Below are 20,061 nucleotides of genomic sequence, written 5' to 3'. Positions count from 1 at the left end.
CGAGACGGCAGGTTTTCATCTCTTTCTCCCCATACAGAGACTAACGAGGCATAAGTTGCTGCTCCAACGCCTCTATCCCTGCGACGACTTGGTGCGATAAGGGTTCGATCTCTAAATACTTGTTGTTTGCCGCTTCGAGATTACCTTTGTCATGCAAGTCAATGATGTCCTTCAAGGTACGATGCAGCTGTGCATGTGGCTTTTCAAGCTGGCGATAGGCCGGCAAATGCCCCGCAATATCTTTGCCTTCGCCGTAGAACCATTTACCCAACCCGCAATGGTGATGAGAGCACGCCACTTTTCTATCCATGGCTTCCGCATTGCCATTTAAAAAGGCGCGCATCTTACTTTTCCAAGCCAAGTGCGCATTCTTGATCGCAGAGAAATCGTGGGCTTTGTCACTCGCACCATTGAGTTTGAAATCCGCTAACGCCACTTTAAGAATTTGCGAGTGCTCGGTAAGCTGCCTTGCTACTTCGCCAGTTTCTGAGGCTTGTTGACTGGCCGCCGAGCTTTGCTCATGAATTTGCTCGACAGAACGACTCATTTCTTTGGTGACTGTCGCCTGCTCATCAGCCGCAGTGGCGACCTGTACGCCCATATCCCGAACGAGGCTAATTTGATCGACAATGTCACGAAGTATCTGCTTCGAGTCTTGAATGTGAGTGAGGGTTTCTTTCGCCACTTGATTATTGCTCACGATGTTTTCAGAGGCTTGTCCAATACCAACACGTAACCCTTCCAACATCTGGCGAATATCGCCTGTCGCTTGCTGCGTGCGCTGAGCCAGACCGCGTACTTCATCGGCAACAACCGCAAAGCCACGCCCCTGATCCCCAGCACGTGCCGCTTCAATGGCTGCATTCAGTGCGAGCAAGTTGGTTTGCTCTGCAATGTCGCTGATCGTCTCGGTGACCGTACTAATTTTTTCACTCTCTGCCGCACTGGCTTGGATCTGAGCAATCGTCTGCTCTAAATCTGCCATATATTGTTCCATGCTTGCGCTTGCCGCCGATACCAGCTCATCCCCTCGGCACGTACTGTCTTGGGTTTGCTCAATAGTTTCAGCGGTACGAGTCATATTTTGTGCCACTTCTTCGACTGTCGAGCTCATTTGCGACATCGCACTGGCCACTTGCGTTGTGTGTTGCACTTGAGCATGCATCTGATTTTGCATGGTATAGCCACGCTCTGACAGTCCATCCGCGTACTGCACCAGTCGGGAGGTATTCTCCATGACTTGACCAATAATGACCCCAAATCGTGCTTTCACCATACGAAAGTTATCGGCCAGCTCTCCCATCTCGTCATAGCGAACTGGCTCTGTCGCATTATCGAGATCACCCGAGGCCAACAAGCGCATGGCTCGGGTGGTTTTTTCCACCGTAAACAGGACACGGTGGCGGACAACCCAAGCTAATAAAACTACGCTCACGATCGTGCCGATAGCGGCATAAAAGGCAAACATAAGCCCGTGAATAAACGCTTGATAAGCAACAGCAAGGCTAAGTACCGCACTGACTGCGGACATACCACGCACAAAGTGTCTTATCTGCAGACGCTGAAGCCATGACGGTCGAGGCATCGCTATCGAGCTATCTTTGCGCATCCGAGCATACAAGGCTTCAGCCTTTTCTATTTCCTCACGGGTAGGCTCACTGCGTACGGATTGAAAGCCAACAACCTGATCATTTTTGACCACCGGGCATACAAAGGCATTCACCCAATAATGATCCCCATTTTTGCATCGGTTTTTCACCACACCGCGCCAATTTTTACCCGCCTTAATGGTCTTCCACATATCATTGAACGCGGCTGGCGGCATGTCTCGGTGCCGTACCATAGAGTGATCACTGCCAATTAACTCATTGAGGGAGTAGCCACTAATGTCAACAAATGCATCGTTGACATAAGTAATACGTCCTTTCATGTCAGTCACAGAAACAAGCTCTCCGCGCCCTTCAAACCTCACTTCTTTCTGCGTTACTGGCCCATTATCTTTCATGGTGGCACTCCCTCTATGGTAAATCGCGTGCATAATGAGTCAAAAAACGTGCCTAAAAATCAATCAGCATTTAACCCTATGAATGCAATGGTTAAAAAACAACCAGAAAAAGATAATCGGTACCTAAGGCAGAAAAAACAGGCAAATAGTCGCATTCTGCTAAGCAAAATGCGTCGCCCTCGGAGACTCGTACATCACAAGGAGAGAGATATTTGATATAATCAGCGTTTAATTTTTATACGGACCTCACCATGCCTTGGATCCAATTAAAACTGAATGCAACTGCTGAAAATGCAGAAGCCATTGGCGACCTACTAATGGAAGAAGCGGGCGCCCTTTCCGTCACCTTTTTAGATGCCAAAGACACGCCTGTTTTTGAACCTTTGCCTGGTGAAACCCGTCTGTGGGGCGAAACCGACATCATGGCGCTATACGACGCCCAAGCGGACATGTCGACCGTGTTGGCCGTGTTAAACGCGAGCCCATTGTTGGCGGACAACTTTGCCCACAAGGTCGAACAGCTTGAGGATAAAGACTGGGAACGCGCTTGGATGGATAACTTCAAGCCAATGCAGTTTGGTGAGCGCCTGTGGATCTGCCCAACTTGGTGTGAAGTCCCTGATGATAATGCCGTCAACGTGATGCTCGACCCAGGCCTCGCCTTTGGCACAGGATCACACCCGACCACCGCGCTGTGCCTCGAATGGCTCGACGGACTCGACCTCAGCGGTAAGACAGTGATCGACTTCGGTTGTGGCTCTGGGATCCTCGCGATTGCCGCCATCAAACTCGGTGCCGAGCGTGTGATTGGCATTGATATCGACCCTCAAGCACTACTGGCGTCCAAAGATAACGCAGAGCGCAACGGTGTCGCCGACCAACTGCACTTGTATTTGCCTAAAGACCAACCGGCCGATCTCCAAGCCGATGTGGTGGTGGCCAATATTCTGGCCGGTCCACTCCGTGAGCTGTCTGGCGTGATCAAAGGACTCATCAAACCCGGCGGCCAATTAGCGATGTCTGGTGTCCTCGATACCCAAGCAGAAGACGTCGCCAATCACTACCGCGACAGCCTCACTATCGACCCGATCGTAGAGCGTGAAGAGTGGTGCCGAATTAGCGGTCAGTTACCCGCTTAATCGTTCGCATCGTCGTACAAACGGCTTACCGTACCCTTAACAAGGTCGCTAAGTCATCGTTGACGTGCTACTCGAAATGCTTGATTAATCAGCGAAACGCGACTGATACAAAAAGTGCTGTAAAAATCAAGCCATCAATGCTCAAATATTGTCCTTTTCAGACGCGTCAAAAATGCGTAAAATGCGCGCCCTTGCTGACTCAGAGCGGCTGACAGAGGATTTAGAGCTTTTGCGTATCGGACCTTATAACCTGGATGTCCCGTTGATCGTTGCCCCAATGGCAGGTGTCACGGACCGACCTTTTCGTGAGTTATGTCTTGCGCACGGCGCAGGCATGGCGGTCAGTGAAATGATGTCGTCTAATCCAGCCTTATGGCGAACGAACAAATCGCAAAAGCGCATGGTTCATATTGACGAGTCTGGCCTTCGTTCGGTTCAGATCGCCGGTGCCGAGCCAGAGCTAATGGCCGAGGCGGCCCGCTTTTGTGTCGAAAACGGGGCACAAGTCATCGACATCAACATGGGTTGCCCAGTGAAAAAGGTCAATAAGAAGTTAGCCGGCTCTGCCTTGCTAACGCGACCGGACCTCATTGAGCAAATCCTCAAAGCCACGGTAAACGCGGTGGATGTGCCGGTGACATTGAAAACCCGTACAGGTTGGGACCCGGACAATAAGAACTGTGTAGAGATCGCCCGGATGGCGGAAGATTGTGGTATCCAAGCCCTTGCCCTGCATGGCCGCACGCGCGCCTGTATGTACAAAGGGGAAGCAGAGTACGACAGCATTAAAGCAGCCAAAGCGGCTGTGTCGATCCCAGTGATTGCCAATGGCGACATTGATTCTCCGGAAAAAGCACGTTATGTGCTGGATTACACAGGTGCTGATGCATTGATGATTGGTCGTCCTGCTCAAGGACGCCCGTGGATTTTTCGCGAAATCCACCACTATCTCACTACTGGTGAGTACCTGCCTGCCCCTTCACTAGAAGAGGTTAGGACGATTTTGTTGGGTCATGTTCAAGAGCTTCATCACTTTTATGGGGAGCTCAAAGGATTACGTATCGCCCGTAAGCACGTGGGTTGGTACCTGAAAGAGCATGATCAAATTGGCGATTTTCGCCGAACCTTCAACGCAATCGAAGATGCACAACAGCAGATCGATGCGCTGCAAGGCTACTTCGACAACGTTGCATAAATACGAGAAGAGCTGACAGAATATGTTCGAACAAAACCTGACTTCCGAAGCATTGACAGTAACGACTGTAACTTCACAAGATCAAATTACGCAAAAGCCACTTCGTGACTCTGTAAAAGCATCCCTGAAGAACTACCTAGCGCAATTGAATGGCCAGGAAGTCAACGATCTGTATGAGCTTGTCCTCGCAGAAGTTGAGCAGCCACTGCTGGATACCATCATGCAATACACCCGCGGTAACCAAACCCGCGCAGCCACCATGATGGGCATCAACCGCGGTACATTGCGTAAGAAACTGAAAAAATACGGCATGAACTAATCAATCATTGGTTTGGCTATTATAAAACGGGCTAGCCGTCAATCGGTTAGCCCGTTTTTGTTTTCTCTGATGGTACAACGCAGCTTCCCTTAACAGCATGGGTTGGAATCTTCGCTGTCCGCCAGGGTTTCTAATATTGAGCAATGGGTCGCGTCATCGTCGTCCATACCGCAGCAGGCGGCATTTAAACGTGTCAGTGCATGCCTAACCCGCTCAAGTGCGGCTATCTTCTCTGAGACCTCATTCAGGCGCCGCTGGGTGATCCCTTTGACTTCTGCACAGGTGTGTAACGTCGCTTCTTCGCGAATGTCAGACAGCTCGTGAATTTCATCAAGCGATAACCCCATTTCTTTGCCGCGCAAAATGAACATTACTTGGCTAATGGCATCATCGGCATAAAGCCGGTATCCACCCTCTGTGCGCGCACTCGGTGCTAGCAAGCCAGACTTTTCATAAAAACGCAGCGTATCGGTGGAGACACCACAGTGCTTGGCTAGCTCACCGATTTGCAGCAACTTGGTCATCACCGCTCCTCTATCGTAATGCGATTGATCCTTCTTTTTGTAGCAAAGCCGCGACCTTATGACCAGCATTGCATGCGAACCAGAAAAAGATGAAGTGTAAAAACAATAAAAATGTCGCCATCAGCAAATAGCAATCGATTGCGCAAACAAAATCAGATAGAATATCGCCGCTTTGACACTTGGCGGTTTAATAAAGCTTATCCGTGGTGATAGACGCGATGGGCTTTGATAAGCATTCAATCTGTCAGTGAAGAGAACTAAGCCATGGAAAATCTGCGTCCTATTCGTCGCGCGTTACTCAGCGTGTCTGATAAAACCGGTGTGGTCGAGTTTGCCCAAGCACTCGCCCAACGCGGTGTCGAACTGCTATCGACCGGCGGTACTGCCCGTTTACTCGCAGAAAACGGCCTTGCGGTCACCGAAGTCTCCGAGCATACCGGCTTCCCAGAAATGATGGATGGCCGCGTGAAAACCCTCCACCCGAAAATTCACGGCGGCATTTTGGGCCGACGCGGTCAAGACGATGCGGTGATGGAACAGCATCAAATCGCACCGATTGATATGGTGGTGGTGAATCTCTACCCGTTCGCACAAACCGTTGCTAACCCAGATTGCACACGCGAGCAAGCCATCGAGAATATCGATATCGGCGGCCCAACCATGGTGCGCTCAGCGGCGAAAAACCATGCCGACGTCACCACTGTGGTGAACAGCCAAGATTATGATCGCGTGCTTACCGAGATGGATCAGCACCAGCAGTCTTTGACACATGCCACGCGCTTTGATTTAGCCATTGCCGCGTTTGAGCACACCGCGGCCTACGATGCCATGATTGCGAATTACTTTGGCACCCAAGTCCCCGCCTACCATCACGCCGAAGAAAGCCAAGATTCGCCGTTCCCGCGCACCCTGACGCAACATTGGGTCAAAAAGCAAGACATGCGCTATGGCGAGAACAGCCATCAGGCGGGTGCCTTTTATACTGAAGCCCAACCGCAAGAGGCCTCGGTGGCGACGGCCACCCAACTACAAGGCAAGGCGCTGTCTTATAACAATATCGCTGACACCGATGCGGCATTAGAGTGCGTGAAAGAGTTTGAACAGCCTGCTTGCGTGATTGTAAAACACGCCAATCCCTGTGGCGTTGCCATCGGTGAAGACTTACTCAGCGCCTATCAACGTGCTTATCAAACCGATCCTACCTCAGCATTTGGTGGCATTATTGCCTTTAACCGTGAACTGGACAGCGACACAGCACAAGCCATTGTCGAACGTCAATTTGTTGAAGTGATCATCGCACCGCGCGTCAGTGAGGCCGCCAAAGCAGTGGTCGCAGCGAAGAAGAACGTACGCCTTCTCGAGTGTGGCCAATGGCAAGCACGCACCACAGGTTGGGATAGCAAGCGCGTCAATGGTGGCTTGTTAGTCCAAGCCCGCGACCAAGGCATGGTCGGTTTAGACGATTTGCGTATTGTCACTGAGCGTCAGCCCACAGACAAAGAGCTAAACGATGCGCTATTTTGCTGGAAAGTGGCAAAATACGTGAAATCAAACGCGATTGTGTATGCCAAAGACAGCATGACCATCGGCGTGGGCGCCGGCCAAATGAGCCGCGTCTACTCGGCGAAGATAGCCGGCATTAAAGCGGCCGATGAGCAGCTCGAAGTGGCCGGTAGCGTGATGGCCTCCGATGCTTTCTTCCCTTTCCGTGACGGCATTGATGCTGCAGCAAAAGCTGGGATCACCTGCGTGATCCAACCGGGCGGTTCGATGCGTGATGACGAAGTGATTGCTGCCGCCAATGAGCATGGCATGGCGATGGTCTTTACCGGTATGCGCCATTTCCGCCACTAAGTGGGCGATGAAGGAGAACACATGAAGGTATTAGTGATTGGTGGCGGTGGCCGCGAACATGCGCTGGCGTGGAAAGCCGCGCAGTCATCAAACGTTGAARTCGTATATTGCGCACCGGGCAATGCCGGCACCGCCCACGAGGAAAAAGTCAGCAATATCGCCATTGCTGCTGATGACGTTGAGGGATTGCTGGCCTTTGCGCGCGAGCAACAAATTGATTTGACCATCGTGGGTCCTGAAGCCCCCTTGGTGTTAGGTGTGGTCGATGCCTTCCGTGAGCACGGCTTGGCCATCTTTGGTCCTACCCAAGCAGCGGCACAACTTGAAGGTTCGAAAGCCTTCAGTAAAGACTTTTTAGCGCGACATGGCATTCCCACCGCTGACTACCAAACCTTTTCGACGGTAGAGCCCGCATTAGCCTACATCGAGGAAAAAGGCGCGCCCATTGTGGTCAAAGCCGACGGCCTTGCTGCTGGAAAAGGGGTCATTGTCGCGATGACCGAACAAGAAGCCACCGAGGCAGTGCGCGATATGCTCTCGGGCAATGCGTTTGGTGAAGCCGGTCACCGCGTGGTCATCGAGGAATTTCTGCAAGGTGAAGAAGCAAGCTTTATCGTCATGATCGATGGAGAGCATGTGCTGCCAATGGCCACCAGCCAAGACCACAAACGGGTCGGAGAAGGCGATACCGGCCTTAATACCGGCGGTATGGGTGCATACTCGCCCGCGCCTGTGGTCACCGATGCAATCCATCAACGTGTGATGGACGAGGTAATCATGCCAACAGTAGAAGGCATGCGCGCCGATGGTGTGCCGTATACAGGCTTTCTATACGCAGGCTTGATGATCAGTGCCGATGGGACGCCAAAAGTGATTGAGTTTAACTGTCGCTTTGGCGATCCGGAAACCCAACCGATTATGATGCGCTTGCAATCTGACTTGGTTGAGCTTTGCTTGGCAGGCACGCAAGGACGCCTTGATAAGGTCGAGTCTCACTGGGATCCACGTGCAGCCGTGGGCGTGGTCTTAGCCGCTGGTGGCTATCCGGGTGACTATCGCAAAGGGGATCGTATCTCTGGGTTACCCACCGATAGCGAGACCGCCAAAGTATTTCACGCAGGGACAGCACTAAAAGACGGCGATATTGTCACCGCTGGCGGGCGTGTACTCTGTGCTACCGCATTAGGTGAGAATGTGACTACGGCAAAACAAGGGGCTGATACGCTGGCTGCCATGATCCAGTGGCCGGGCTGCTTTTACCGCCGTGATATTGCCCATCGCGCCATCGCACGCGAAAACGCTACATCATAAGCGAATCAGTGACCGTCACACCATGCCACAATGCGTCCTCTGGGCGCATTTTTTATTCTGCCAATAGCTGAGGACGGGTTAAGCACGCCTTTTCACGGCGCACCAAGACCAAGGCATCGATGGTATCTTTGCCAATACCGGGATTCCCAGCGCCAATCACAAAGGTACCCGGCTGGAGCAGCTTGCTCACCACCACGGGCGGGATCGCATCATCAAAGACCCAACGCTGCCGTTCGCCACGGCAATCTACCCAATATTCACCTATTCGCTGTCCCTGCAAGACAGACACATTGCGCGCGATTTGCCCTTGGGCTTGGCCGAGGATCTGATTGGACTCTTGATACAGGCGCGTTAACGCAGCACTGTCGAGGGGAATAATCGCGCCATCTTGGCGATAGCGTTGAAATACAGGTTCGCCACTGGCATCAAAACGGACATGGAGAGAAAAAGGGACACGCGTATTATCTGCGAGCTGTTCACCTTCACGCTTTAAGGCACGTAATTGGCCATCTCGCCACACATATTCGCCGCGATACTCGCCGTAATCCCCTTGCCAAACATGCTCTGACAAGCTGATTGGGCGCCCCTGTTGGCTATCGAGCCAATAGACCGCACTGTGGTCACCACCCGCAACAGAGGCTGTTACCCGTGTGACAGGCTTCGGGGGTTCGCCACGGCTACAGGCCGTGAGCAGTATGATCAGCGATAACGCCCATACTCTTCGCATTTTGCGTCACCCAGAGACAAAAACGCCATAGCAGAGGCTATGGCGATAATGACGATTGACGCTTACTTAACCGCGTCTTTCAGTGCTTTACCTGCCACAAAGGCTGGCACGTTAGCCGCTGAAATTTGGATCTCTTGACCCGTCTGTGGGTTACGACCCGTGCGCGCTGCACGGTGGTTTACTTTAAACGTACCGAAGCCAATCAGTTGCACCTGCTCGCCTTCTTTTAGGGCACCTTCAATTCCGCCCAAAGTCGCTTCCAGTGCTGCTTTTGCTTGCGCTTTTGAAAGGTCGGCTTTTTCAGCGATCAGGTCGATCAGTTGGGTCTTGTTCATTATGTCTTCCCTTCTAGGTTTTTTTAGAGACGAGCTCACTCTAATTCAAAAGAAGCCCGGCTGGCAAAGGTTTGTGGCGCTTGGTGAGACTATATGGAGGCTCTTTAACCACAAACTGAGCGCGATCTCACAATTTGTTGCGCTTTTTCTCATTTGAATGGTTGTAAAAGCCCGCCACTGGCCTGATCTTTAAGGGGACGACTGGCTTTCATACTCGGGAATATATGCTGACTCTTGTCCTATTTATCTCATTATCTATTGGTGTATCTTTCATTTGTTCTGTGCTTGAAGCAATCCTATTGAGTATTACGCCAAGCTATTTGGCGAATCTCCGTCAGCAAGAACACCCAGCCGCGGCGAAACTGACCGCCTTAAAAGATAATATCGACCGACCACTGGCTTCGATCCTCACCTTAAACACCATTGCGCACACCGTGGGGGCAGCAGGTGCAGGGGCACAAGCGGCCAATGTGTTTGGCGATGCATGGGTTGGGGTATTCTCCGCAGTACTCACACTGGCTATTTTATTACTCTCCGAGATTATCCCAAAAACCATTGGTGCCAACTTCTGGCCGCAATTGGCGCCAGGGGCGGCGATTGTATTGAAGTGGATGGTATGGGGCCTGACCCCCTTTGTGTGGGTATCCGAGCAAATAACCAAGCGTCTTAGCTCTGACGCGACCCATGTCAAACTGCGTGATGAAATCTCGGCCATGGCGATGCTCGCCTCAGAAAGTGGTGAAATGGGTGAAGATGAAACCCAGATGCTCAACAACATGTTGAAACTGCGTGAGCTCCCTGCCACGCAGTTGATGACCCCACGTCCGGTGCTTTTTCGTGTCCCGGCGGAGATGAGTGTAGATACCTTTTTAACCGAGCACAGTGACTGTCCCTTCTCGCGCCCGTTGATTTATGGCGAACAGCGTGATGATATTTTAGGTTTTGTCCACAAATCCGATATCTATGCCGCCAAGACACGCGGGGCTCGACGTACCACCCTGGGTGACCTTATGCGTCCACTCGCGGTGATTTTGCCCGGTAATAGCGTATTACAAGCGTTCGATATCTTAATGATCCGTCGCGCGCAATTAGCGATGATTGTGGACGAGTACGGGACGGTGCAAGGGATAATCACGCTGGAAGATATTTTCGAGTACTTAACCGGCCGCGAGATCATTGATGAAGCGGATACTGTCACCGATATGCAGCAATTGGCCTACCAGCGTTGGGAGTCATGGAAAAAGCAGCATAAGATGATTGAGAGCCAAGACGACGATGAACCACCCGTACAGCGTCAATCGGATGAATCATCGGGATAACCTAAACACAAAAGGCGGCCGAAGCCGCCTTTTTTATCTCATTTTCCGCCGTTCAAAGGCTTAATCCTAAGTTGCTCACACCCGCCTCGCGTAACTCTTGGCGAATGCCTTTAAGCATCTCAACGTCGCGGGTATCCGCACTTTTCAGTACCCGGAAAATCGCCCACTGCGCGTCCCATTCATCACACACAGCTTCATTCGCCTTCTGGTTTTCATCGGTGACTGCATCGCCGGTTTGTGCTTCTTCCAGTTGCGCGACGCTCATCACCGACTGCTGGCTCACTTTCAGCGTAATGGTCAGCATTTCATCACGGTCAAGCAAGGCGTGAAGAAGGTGTGATAACGCCGCACAGGCATCAATGGCTGGATAAGTGAGGTAAATCGCGTCATCGGTGAGCGCAGGGATCAATGGCTCCAGCTTTTCTAGCTGTCGCTCAAAGTCAATTTTGGCCCCTTTCACTGTTTGTGATTCCCACACTGCATCAAGAATATTGCGAAACGCTTGAGGGTCAGCAAATTCAGTTTGCGCACAGTAAAGGGCATAGTTAGGGTACATACGCTCCACCAGCGCAGCCATAAAACTGACGTGCTGCCAAGTCTCACATTTTTCCAAACGCAGTTGTAAGGGGTTTCTTAACATAGCCAATTGATCTTAAATAACGGGGGACAATTGTCCGTCGGTAAATTGGGTGCAAGTGTACTTGATTCACCGCCCCATAAAAAGGAGCCTTTGTGGATAAAGTTTATGTGATCAGTGAGCATGCTGCGACCTACCATCAATTACTGGCAGCAGCCCAACTCCCAGATCTCGCCCTCACGCATAACGCAGAAGAGGCCACGATCTGGCTAGCTGACCCACCGCTTGCCGTGTCAAAGCTGCCTCATGCCAACGCGTTGCGCTGGTTGCAATCCACCTTCGCCGGGACCGATGCGCTGATTCAGGCGCCGTTCCGCCACTATCAGCTCACCAATGTGCGCGGTATTTTTGGCCCCTTAATGGCCGAATATGTTTTCGGACACCTATTGACGAATACTCGCCATATTGGTCAGTACGCCAAACAGCAAGCGCAGTGTCACTGGCAGCCTCAGCCCTATCAGTCATTGCATGGGCAAACGCTCGCCATTTTAGGCACAGGAGCGATTGGCCAGTATATCGCGACCGTCGCTCACGCGTTTGGCATGAAGGTACTGGGCACCAACCAAACCGGCCGGTCTGTCGAGGCGTTTGATCACACCATGACACTGCCCGAATTACAGCAACGGTTGCGTGAGGTTGATGTGTTAGTAAGCACTTTGCCCGCCACAGACAAAACACACCAATGCCTGAATGCAGCGTTTTGGCAGCATGCGCTGGATCTTTTCTTTATTAACGTCGGGCGTGGTGCCACCGTGGATGAGCACGCCCTGATCCACGCGTTGGAGGCGAAGCAGCTTCGCGGCGCGGTCTTGGATGTGATGCAACAGGAGCCCCTGCCCGAGTCGCATCCGTTTTGGACACACCCCAAGGTGACAGTGACACCGCATATTGCTGCCGTTAGCTTCCCCGATCAGGTCTTTAAGCTGTTTACGGATAACTATCGGCGCTGGCATGCTGGCGAGCCTTTGCTCCACCACGTCGATTTTGATAAAGGGTACTAGATGACGTTTTCGGATTTGGAGACAGGGTTATCCGCAGCACAAGCATGCCGATTATGCCAACATTGGCTACCTGATGGACCTCGTCCTGTGATCCAAGCCAGTACGGATGCGCGGGTACTGATTATCGGCCAAGCACCCGGTAGACGCGTCCATGACAGTGGCCTGCCCTTTAATGATCCCAGTGGCGACCGCTTACGAGAATGGCTGGGGGTCACGCGCGAGCAATTCTATCAGCCTGACTTATTTGCCATTATGCCGATGGGGCTATGCTATCCGGGCAAAGGTAAATCGGGCGATTTGCCGCCTGCCCGCATTTGTGCGCCTGTGTGGCACAAGGCAATCAAAGCGCACCTCCCTAACGTTGCGGTGACCTTGCTGATTGGCCAGTATGCTCAGCAGTACTATTTAGCCAATAAGCCCAAAACATTGACCGAAACCGTCAAACACTGGCGGCAGTGGGCACCGCACACTTTTGTGCTACCTCACCCCTCGCCCAGAAATACGTTATGGCTACGTCGTCATCCATGGTTTGAAGAACAGGTAGTGCCAGCCCTGCAAACGCAGATCCAACAGGCGTTGTTCACTGCACCGAGGTAAAAAAACGCTCGCCATTGGCGAGCGTGCTAGCTTAGTCGTGATACAGACGGGACAACTCATGCACCGCATCGACAAACACCCCGGCGTTTTCCGGCGGGACATCGAGGTGGATCCCGTGGCCGAGATTAAAGACATGGCCTGTCCCTTCGCCAAATCCTTCTAGGATAGTCGCAACCTCTTGACGGATACGATCAGGCTGAGCATAGAGGATGGACGGGTCCATATTGCCTTGCAAGGCCACTTTATCACCAATCCGTGCTTTGGCATCGGCAATATCGATTGTCCAATCTAACCCCACACCATCGCAACCGGTCGCCGCGATTTTCTCAAGCCACATTCCGCCGTTTTTGGTAAACAAGGTCACTGGGACACGACGGCCTTCATGCTCACGGATCAGACCATCCACAATTTTATGCATGTATTGGAGTGAGAAGTCGTAATAATCACGCGGGGTTAATACCCCACCCCAAGTATCAAAGATCATCACCGATTGGGCGCCCGCTTTGATTTGCGCATTCAAATAGCTGGTCACGCTATCGGCAAGCTTATCGAGTAATGCATGCAGGGTTTGTGGCTCGGCATACATCATCTTCTTAAGCTTGGTAAAGGCTTTCGAGCTGCCCCCTTCCACCATGTAGGTGGCGAGCGTCCAAGGGCTGCCGGAAAAACCAATCAAGGGAACGTCTCCGTTCAATTCGTGACGAATAGTGCGTACGGCATTCATCACATATTGCAGCTCACCTTCAGGATCGGGAATGCCGATTTTATCGACGTCCGCCTTACAGGTAATCGGGCGCGCAAACTTCGGCCCCTCTCCGGTCTCAAAATACAAACCCAGTCCCATCGCATCGGGGATGGTCAAAATGTCGGAGAACAGAATAGCGGCATCGAGATCAAAGCGGCGTAAAGGTTGTAAAGTCACTTCACACGCCAGCTCTGCATTTTTACACAATGACAGAAAATCACCGGCTTGCGCACGTACTTCGCGGTATTCTGGCAGATAGCGACCAGCTTGACGCATCATCCACACGGGGGTGCAATCCACTGGCTGTTTGAGTAAAGCGCGTAAATAGCGATCGTTTTTCAGTTCAGTCATTGTGTTAAAGCCTGTGAGCGAAAAGAGGCGTCATTGTATCACTGTCGAGTCGCAACAAAAGCCAACCTTTGTTAACAGGATCATAAAACTGTCATCCCAAGGGTGGGCGATGATTGCTGCTTTTCTCACCACATGATAAAACCAACGCATAACGACAATAGGTCTGCGAAAGACAATTATGTTCGCATCTTACCCCGGCTTCCCTACGGCCGGGTTTTTTTATTCCTGCGCAAGCGCGCAGCTTGCGTCAATCAAGCGCCGCGCAATGGTCCCTTGAGGTGCAACTGGCGGGAGTGATTGGCAGTCAAACCATTGTGCATCCGTCAATTCCTCATAATCTGGCCGTAGCTGACCGCTTGCATAGTCGGCCAAAAAACCCATCATGACATTGGAAGGAAAGGCCCACGGCTGGCTATCCATATAACGGATATTTTTCACCTCAATCCCCGTTTCCTCTTTGACCTCGCGCGCCACGCACTGTTCGAGGGTTTCACCGGGCTCAACGAATCCGGCAATCACGGTATACATCCCGGTTTTATGCCGTGGATGCTGTGCCAGCAGCAGTCGCTTGTCATCACGTACCGCCACAATCACACAAGGCGACACACGCGGATAATCGTGACGTTGACAGACGGCGCACCACATCGCCACCGACTGTGTATCCAATACCGCACGGTGGCCACAGCGGCCGCAAAATGCTTGCTGCTTTTGCATCACATCAAGCTGAACGACTCGTCCCACTAGCGCAAACAAGTCAGCCGGTAAATCCGATAATAGCGCTCTCAAGTCCGCCATCTCATCACTCGGTAGCATGGTGTTACAATTCCATGCCCCCACCACTGGGATGTGTTGATAATGACCAACGGTGATCGTCGTCTGCACCGCAAACGGCAATTCTGATAGGGATAACAAAGGCAATGTACCGTGAGGAAGCCAGAGTTTTCCGTCGACAACCGCACACAAATAGACGGCTTGTTGATTCTGAGACATGGTCACTTCCTTAGCCTTGCAGCTATACTTGAATACTGGCAATCTAACTTCATAACGTGATGCAAAGGATTGAGCAGCCCGTTAATTTTAAGTTGGCCGTATATAGTGCCACCCATTCGCTGATCGATCACGAGGACGCCGATCATGCTGAAAAAACTTGAACGTACTAAAGCACAATGGAGCGGTTACGATGACGTCATCGATTACTGGCTCGAGTTACGTCGTCAGCTGCTGGTTGAATACTACAACGTGGCAGGTGTCGCGGTAAAAAAGAAGCAGAATCTGCCCAGCAAAGAAGAAATTGACCGCTTCTGCGATCACTTGGTCGATTACATCTCCACGGGGCATTTTAAGATTTATAACATGGTCATGGAGCGATGGCAGTCTACCGGCTTCTCGGCAACACAAGAAACCGATAGCTTGTATTTCCGCATTGTTGACACCACGGATCCTTTGCTCGATTTCAACGACAAATTTAGTGAGCTTGATTGGGATGATGAGGACTATCACTTCCCCGACTTTGATGAAGACATCTCAGCGATCGGCGAGCTGCTGGAACAACGTTTCGAGTTAGAAGACACACTAATTCGTGTCATTGCAGATAGCTTAGCTCACCCGCCTGGCGCGTAAATACGTATCAGTGAATAAACGAATCCGTCGCCTCTTGGCGGCGTTTTTTTGTGCTCTAGGGCAGAAAAACAAAAGGCACCTCCGAGGAGGTGCCTTTTCAATGGTGCGAGACAATCGATTAATTGTCGTCGTTCAGTCCTGCATTCAAAAGTGCTGCCAGATCTTGTGAGGCTTGCTCAGCATCAATCTGTGGTGCAACAGGCTGTTCAGGCTCAGCACGTTTGGCTTGACGATCTTTATGATACGCGAAACCAGTACCGGCTGGGATCAAACGACCCACAATCACGTTCTCTTTCAGACCACGTAAGTCATCACGTTTACCCGCTACGGCTGCTTCTGTCAGCACGCGCGTGGTTTCCTGGAACGATGCCGCTGAGATGAATGACTCAGTCGCCAACGAGGCTTTAGTGATACCCAGCAGGTCACGACCATAGGTCGCTGGACGCTTGCCTTCCGCTTCAAGTTCACGGTTAGCAATGGTCACACGTGAGTATTCCACTTGCTCGCCTTCCAAGAAGTCGGTATCACCTGCAGACTTAATGGTCACCTTACGCAACATCTGACGCACGATGGTCTCGATATGCTTATCGTTGATCTTAACGCCTTGCAGACGGTAAACGTCTTGAACTTCGTTGGTGATGTACTCAGCCACTGCGTGAACACCACGCAGACGCAAGATGTCGTGCGGTGATTCTGGACCATCAGCGATCACATCACCTTTCTCGACTTTTTCACCTTCGAATACGTTGAGCTGACGCCATTTTGGAATCATCTCTTCGTAGGCTTGGCCTTCTTCTGGGGTGATGATCAGGCGACGTTTACCTTTGGTTTCTTTACCGAAGGAAACAGTACCTGTGATCTCCGCCAAGATAGCTGGCTCTTTTGGCTTACGCGCTTCGAACAGGTCAGCAACACGTGGCAGACCACCGGTGATATCCTTGGTACCGCCGCTTTCTTGCGGGATACGCGCCAAGGTGTCACCAATGCCAACGTTCGCGCCGTCATCCAGCTGAACAATTGCGTTACCCGGCAAGAAGTATTGAACCGGCATATCAGTGCCTGGGATCATCATGTCATTGCCTTGCGCATCAACCAGTTTCACTGCAGGACGCTTATCTTTACCGGATGATGGGCGCTCAGAGGCATCCATGACCACGATAGAAGACAGGCCGGTCAGTTCATCAGTTTGACGCTGCATGGTGACGCCATCAATCATGTCTACGAAGCGAACGCTACCTTCTACTTCGGTGATGATTGGCATGGTGTGCGGGTCCCAGTTAGCAACGACGTCGCCAGCTTCAACCGCTTCACCATCTTTCTTGCTCAGCAAGGCACCGTAAGGCACTTTGTAGCTTTCTTTCGTACGACCGAACTCATCAACAATGGTCATCTCTGACGCACGCGAGGTAATCACTAGCTTACCGTCGCTGTTGGTCACGGATTTCACATTGTGCAGGTGCATAGAACCTTTGTTCTTCACCTGGATGTTGTTTTCTGCCGCCGCACGCGATGCCGCACCACCGATGTGGAACGTACGCATGGTCAGCTGTGTACCTGGCTCACCGATAGACTGTGCCGCGATAACGCCCACAGACTCACCGTGGTTCACCAAGTGACCACGTGCCAAGTCACGACCGTAACAGTGTGCACAACAACCGAAGTCAGTTTCACAGGTTACGACAGAGCGTACTTTTACCTTATCGACAGAGTGCTGCTCAAGAATGTCACACCACTTCTCATCCAGCAGGGTGTTACGTGGTGCAAGCACCTCGTCAGTACCCGGCTTCAGTACGTCTTCAGCGACGACACGACCCAGCACACGCTCACGCAGTGCTTCTTTCACGTCACCGCCTTCGATAACCGCCATCATGTGGATACCGCCTTCGGTGCCACAATCGGTTTCGGTCACGACCACGTCTTGGGCTACGTCAACCAGACGACGAGTCAGGTAACCTGAGTTCGCTGTCTTCAATGCGGTATCTGCAAGACCCTTACGCGCACCGTGCGTAGAGATAAAGTACTGAAGAACGTTCAGGCCTTCACGGAAGTTCGCCGTGATTGGCGTTTCGATGATAGAGCCATCTGGCTTCGCCATCAGACCACGCATACCGGCTAGCTGACGAATCTGTGCCGCAGAACCACGTGCGCCTGAGTCGGCCATCATGTAAACACTGTTGAACGACTTCTGGGTTTCTTCTTCGCCGTCACGGTTAATCACTGTCTCGTTAGACAGGTTATCCATCATGGCTTTTGCAACTTGTTCGTTCGCTGCAGCCCAGATATCGATCACTTTGTTGTAACGTTCGCCCGCGGTAACCAGACCAGATTGGAACTGCTCTTGGATTTCCGCAACTTCTGCTTCTGCTGCTTCGATCAAGTCGTACTTGGCTTGTGGGATCACCATATCGTCGATACCGACAGAGGTGCCCGACAGTGCCGCGTAGGCAAAACCGGTGTACATGATTTGGTCAGCAAAAATAACAGTGTCTTTCAGACCCAGCTTACGGTAACAGGTGTTGAGCAAGTTAGAGATTTGCTTTTTACCCAACGGCTGGTTAACCAAGTCAAATGACAGGCCTTCCGGCACGATGGTCCACAGCATGGCACGACCGACGGTGGTATCAACCAGTGATACTTTCTCGGTACGAGCGCCCATCTCATCGATATCAACTTGCTTGATACGCACTTTTACGCGCGTATGCAGTTCAGCATGGCCAGTACGGTAAACCTTTTCGGCTTCGCCTGGGCCGGCCAAGTACATGCCTTCGCCTTTGCCGTTCACCTTCTCACGGGTCATGTAGTAAAGACCCAGAACCACGTCCTGAGACGGTACGATGATAGGATCACCGGATGCTGGCGATAGGATGTTGTTGGTCGACATCATCAACGCACGCGCTTCGAGCTGGGCTTCCAGCGTCAGCGGTACGTGAACAGCCATCTGGTCACCATCGAAGTCGGCGTTATAGGCCGCACACACCAATGGGTGTAGCTGAATCGCTTTACCTTCGATAAGCACAGGTTCAAACGCTTGGATACCCAAACGGTGAAGTGTTGGTGCACGGTTTAGCAGGACAGGGTGTTCACGGATGACTTCATCCAAGATATCCCATACCACAGCTTCTTCGCGCTCAACCATCTTCTTGGCGGCTTTGATGGTGGTCGCGAGACCACGAGTCTCAAGCTTGCCGTAGATAAACGGTTTAAACAGCTCTAGTGCCATTTTCTTTGGCAGACCACACTGATGCAGACGCAAGTATGGACCTACGGTGATTACCGAACGGCCAGAGTAGTCAACGCGTTTACCCAGCAGGTTCTGACGGAAACGACCCTGCTTACCTTTGATCATGTCAGCCAGCGATTTAAGCGGACGCTTGTTCGAGCCAGTGATGGCACGACCACGACGACCGTTATCAAGTAAGGCATCCACAGACTCTTGCAGCATGCGTTTTTCGTTACGCACGATGATGTCTGGTGCAGCAAGATCAAGCAGGCGCTTCAAACGGTTGTTACGGTTGATCACACGACGGTAAAGGTCGTTCAGATCCGAGGTCGCAAAACGACCACCGTCCAACGGTACCAATGGACGCAAGTCTGGCGGCAACACAGGCAGCACAGTCAGGATCATCCACTCAGGGTTGTTACCTGATTGCAAGAAGGCTTCCACCAGCTTCAAACGCTTAGTGATCTTCTTACGTTTGGTTTCAGAGTTGGTTTCTTCCAACTCTTCACGCATTTGCTCTGTCTCAACTGACAGATCCATGTTCGCCAGCAGTGCTTTCACTGCTTCTGCGCCCATGCGCGCATCAAATTCGTCGCCCCACTCTTCCAACGCGTCCAAGTACTGCTCTTCAGACAGCATCTGACCACGCTCAAGGTTGGTCATACCTGGCTCAATCACCACGTAGGATTCAAAGTAAAGCACACGCTCGATGTCACGTAGCGGCATGTCCATCAGCAAACCAATGCGTGATGGTAGCGACTTCAGGAACCAAATGTGGGCAACAGGTGAAGCCAGCTCAATGTGACCCATACGCTCACGGCGCACTTTGGTCTGAGTAACTTCAACGCCACATTTTTCACAAATGACGCCACGGTGCTTCAGGCGCTTGTATTTACCACAAAGACATTCGTAGTCTTTGACCGGGCCGAAGATACGTGCACAGAACAAACCGTCACGCTCAGGCTTAAAGGTACGGTAGTTGATGGTTTCTGGCTTTTTCACTTCACCAAACGACCATGAACGGATCATGTCTGGTGAGGCTAGACCGATTTTGATCGAATCAAATTCTTCGGTCTTATGCTGTGCTTTCAGAAACTTAAGTAAGTCTTTCACAATCGGCTCCTGTGAGGAGTTGACCCATAAAGGCGCTGACAGGCAGCGC

17 protein-coding genes are annotated in these 20,061 nt (G+C 51.7%); 9 read left to right on the top strand and 8 right to left on the bottom strand.

What is annotated here, in order from left to right:
- Nucleotides 1-40 precede the first annotated feature (40 nt).
- A complete protein-coding gene (locus BZG83_RS01370) occupies nt 41-2,005 on the bottom strand; it encodes a methyl-accepting chemotaxis protein (protein WP_158074928.1) in 1,965 nt (654 codons plus the stop codon).
- Between the two features lie 251 nt (nt 2,006-2,256).
- Between BZG83_RS01370 and prmA the strand changes: the two genes are divergently transcribed.
- The 3 genes from prmA (at nt 2,257) to fis (ending at nt 4,658) form a co-directional block, all read left to right on the top strand.
- On the top strand, nt 2,257-3,144 hold the full coding sequence (prmA, locus tag BZG83_RS01365) for a 50S ribosomal protein L11 methyltransferase (RefSeq protein WP_077479071.1): 888 nt from the start codon (nt 2,257-2,259) through the stop codon (nt 3,142-3,144).
- 229 nt (nt 3,145-3,373) lie between these two features.
- Complete coding sequence (dusB, locus tag BZG83_RS01360) at nt 3,374-4,339, top strand: tRNA dihydrouridine synthase DusB (protein WP_069587013.1); 966 nt, start codon at nt 3,374-3,376, stop codon at nt 4,337-4,339.
- A 22-nt stretch (nt 4,340-4,361) separates the two neighbouring features.
- Nucleotides 4,362-4,658: a DNA-binding transcriptional regulator Fis gene (fis, locus tag BZG83_RS01355; protein ID WP_002542007.1), complete on the top strand. Its 297-nt coding sequence runs from the start codon at nt 4,362-4,364 to the stop codon at nt 4,656-4,658.
- An 89-nt stretch (nt 4,659-4,747) separates the two neighbouring features.
- On the opposite strand, the gene zntR is transcribed toward fis, so the two are convergent.
- Entirely contained in the window at nt 4,748-5,182 is a 435-nt protein-coding gene (zntR, locus tag BZG83_RS01350; protein ID WP_077479070.1) for a Zn(2+)-responsive transcriptional regulator, read from the bottom strand.
- A 264-nt stretch (nt 5,183-5,446) separates the two neighbouring features.
- On the opposite strand from zntR, the gene purH reads away from it, so the two are divergent.
- Together purH and purD are read left to right on the top strand one after the other, a co-directional pair.
- On the top strand, nt 5,447-7,036 hold the full coding sequence (gene purH / locus BZG83_RS01345; protein WP_077479069.1) for a bifunctional phosphoribosylaminoimidazolecarboxamide formyltransferase/IMP cyclohydrolase: 1,590 nt from the start codon (nt 5,447-5,449) through the stop codon (nt 7,034-7,036).
- 21 nt (nt 7,037-7,057) lie between these two features.
- Nucleotides 7,058-8,347 carry a phosphoribosylamine--glycine ligase gene (gene purD / locus BZG83_RS01340; RefSeq protein WP_077479068.1) on the top strand — a complete coding sequence of 430 codons (1,290 nt, stop codon included), beginning with the start codon at nt 7,058-7,060 and terminating at the stop codon, nt 8,345-8,347.
- Nucleotides 8,348-8,399: 52 nt separating this feature from the next.
- On the opposite strand, the gene BZG83_RS01335 is transcribed toward purD, so the two are convergent.
- Together BZG83_RS01335 and hupA are read right to left on the bottom strand one after the other, a co-directional pair.
- Nucleotides 8,400-9,074 carry a DUF1481 domain-containing protein gene (locus tag BZG83_RS01335; protein WP_077479067.1) on the bottom strand — a complete coding sequence of 225 codons (675 nt, stop codon included), beginning with the start codon at nt 9,072-9,074 and terminating at the stop codon, nt 8,400-8,402.
- Between the two features lie 62 nt (nt 9,075-9,136).
- The gene (gene hupA, locus BZG83_RS01330) at nt 9,137-9,409 is read right to left on the bottom strand and encodes a nucleoid-associated protein HU-alpha (protein WP_069586989.1); all 273 of its coding nucleotides are present in this window, start codon (nt 9,407-9,409) and stop codon (nt 9,137-9,139) included.
- A gap of 224 nt (nt 9,410-9,633) precedes the next feature.
- On the opposite strand from hupA, the gene BZG83_RS01325 reads away from it, so the two are divergent.
- Entirely contained in the window at nt 9,634-10,728 is a 1,095-nt protein-coding gene (locus BZG83_RS01325) for a CNNM domain-containing protein (RefSeq protein WP_077456049.1), read from the top strand.
- 52 nt (nt 10,729-10,780) lie between these two features.
- Here BZG83_RS01325 and BZG83_RS01320 read toward each other — a convergent pair whose 3' ends face one another.
- Nucleotides 10,781-11,368: a YjaG family protein gene (locus BZG83_RS01320; RefSeq protein WP_077456048.1), complete on the bottom strand. Its 588-nt coding sequence runs from the start codon at nt 11,366-11,368 to the stop codon at nt 10,781-10,783.
- A gap of 92 nt (nt 11,369-11,460) precedes the next feature.
- Between BZG83_RS01320 and BZG83_RS01315 the strand changes: the two genes are divergently transcribed.
- Together BZG83_RS01315 and BZG83_RS01310 are read left to right on the top strand one after the other, a co-directional pair.
- Entirely contained in the window at nt 11,461-12,366 is a 906-nt protein-coding gene (locus BZG83_RS01315; protein ID WP_077479066.1) for a D-2-hydroxyacid dehydrogenase, read from the top strand.
- Complete coding sequence (locus tag BZG83_RS01310; RefSeq protein WP_077479065.1) at nt 12,367-12,963, top strand: uracil-DNA glycosylase family protein; 597 nt, start codon at nt 12,367-12,369, stop codon at nt 12,961-12,963. It abuts the gene before it with no gap.
- Between the two features lie 31 nt (nt 12,964-12,994).
- Here the strand turns inward: BZG83_RS01310 and hemE are convergent, their stop codons facing one another.
- Both hemE and nudC read right to left on the bottom strand, forming a co-directional pair.
- Nucleotides 12,995-14,059, bottom strand: a complete 1,065-nt coding sequence (gene hemE, locus BZG83_RS01305) for a uroporphyrinogen decarboxylase (RefSeq protein WP_077479064.1) — start codon at nt 14,057-14,059, stop codon at nt 12,995-12,997.
- Between the two features lie 219 nt (nt 14,060-14,278).
- Nucleotides 14,279-15,049 carry an NAD(+) diphosphatase gene (nudC, locus tag BZG83_RS01300; RefSeq protein WP_077479063.1) on the bottom strand — a complete coding sequence of 257 codons (771 nt, stop codon included), beginning with the start codon at nt 15,047-15,049 and terminating at the stop codon, nt 14,279-14,281.
- Nucleotides 15,050-15,193: 144 nt separating this feature from the next.
- On the opposite strand from nudC, the gene BZG83_RS01295 reads away from it, so the two are divergent.
- Nucleotides 15,194-15,679: an Rsd/AlgQ family anti-sigma factor gene (locus BZG83_RS01295; RefSeq protein WP_077479062.1), complete on the top strand. Its 486-nt coding sequence runs from the start codon at nt 15,194-15,196 to the stop codon at nt 15,677-15,679.
- Nucleotides 15,680-15,797: 118 nt separating this feature from the next.
- Here the strand turns inward: BZG83_RS01295 and rpoC are convergent, their stop codons facing one another.
- Nucleotides 15,798-20,012, bottom strand: a complete 4,215-nt coding sequence (gene rpoC, locus BZG83_RS01290) for a DNA-directed RNA polymerase subunit beta' (RefSeq protein ID WP_069586997.1) — start codon at nt 20,010-20,012, stop codon at nt 15,798-15,800.
- Nucleotides 20,013-20,061: the final 49 nt, after the last annotated feature.

The organism is Salinivibrio sp. PR919, from assembly GCF_001995355.1.
Classification (GTDB): Bacteria; Pseudomonadota; Gammaproteobacteria; order Enterobacterales; family Vibrionaceae; genus Salinivibrio; species Salinivibrio proteolyticus.
Note: the sequence above shows the minus strand (reverse complement) of the source record. Positions and strands in the feature narration are given on the sequence as shown.

Coding starts and splice junctions, on each gene's coding strand:
- BZG83_RS01370 (WP_158074928.1), bottom strand. CDS start 2,005: ATGAAAGATAATGGGCCAGTAACGCAGAAAGAAGTGAGGTTTGAAGGG.
- prmA (WP_077479071.1), top strand. CDS start 2,257: ATGCCTTGGATCCAATTAAAACTGAATGCAACTGCTGAAAATGCAGAA.
- fis (WP_002542007.1), top strand. CDS start 4,362: ATGTTCGAACAAAACCTGACTTCCGAAGCATTGACAGTAACGACTGTA.
- zntR (WP_077479070.1), bottom strand. CDS start 5,182: ATGACCAAGTTGCTGCAAATCGGTGAGCTAGCCAAGCACTGTGGTGTC.
- purH (WP_077479069.1), top strand. CDS start 5,447: ATGGAAAATCTGCGTCCTATTCGTCGCGCGTTACTCAGCGTGTCTGAT.
- BZG83_RS01335 (WP_077479067.1), bottom strand. CDS start 9,074: ATGCGAAGAGTATGGGCGTTATCGCTGATCATACTGCTCACGGCCTGT.
- hupA (WP_069586989.1), bottom strand. CDS start 9,409: ATGAACAAGACCCAACTGATCGACCTGATCGCTGAAAAAGCCGACCTT.
- BZG83_RS01325 (WP_077456049.1), top strand. CDS start 9,634: ATGCTGACTCTTGTCCTATTTATCTCATTATCTATTGGTGTATCTTTC.
- BZG83_RS01320 (WP_077456048.1), bottom strand. CDS start 11,368: ATGTTAAGAAACCCCTTACAACTGCGTTTGGAAAAATGTGAGACTTGG.
- BZG83_RS01310 (WP_077479065.1), top strand. CDS start 12,367: ATGACGTTTTCGGATTTGGAGACAGGGTTATCCGCAGCACAAGCATGC.
- hemE (WP_077479064.1), bottom strand. CDS start 14,059: ATGACTGAACTGAAAAACGATCGCTATTTACGCGCTTTACTCAAACAG.
- nudC (WP_077479063.1), bottom strand. CDS start 15,049: ATGTCTCAGAATCAACAAGCCGTCTATTTGTGTGCGGTTGTCGACGGA.
- BZG83_RS01295 (WP_077479062.1), top strand. CDS start 15,194: ATGCTGAAAAAACTTGAACGTACTAAAGCACAATGGAGCGGTTACGAT.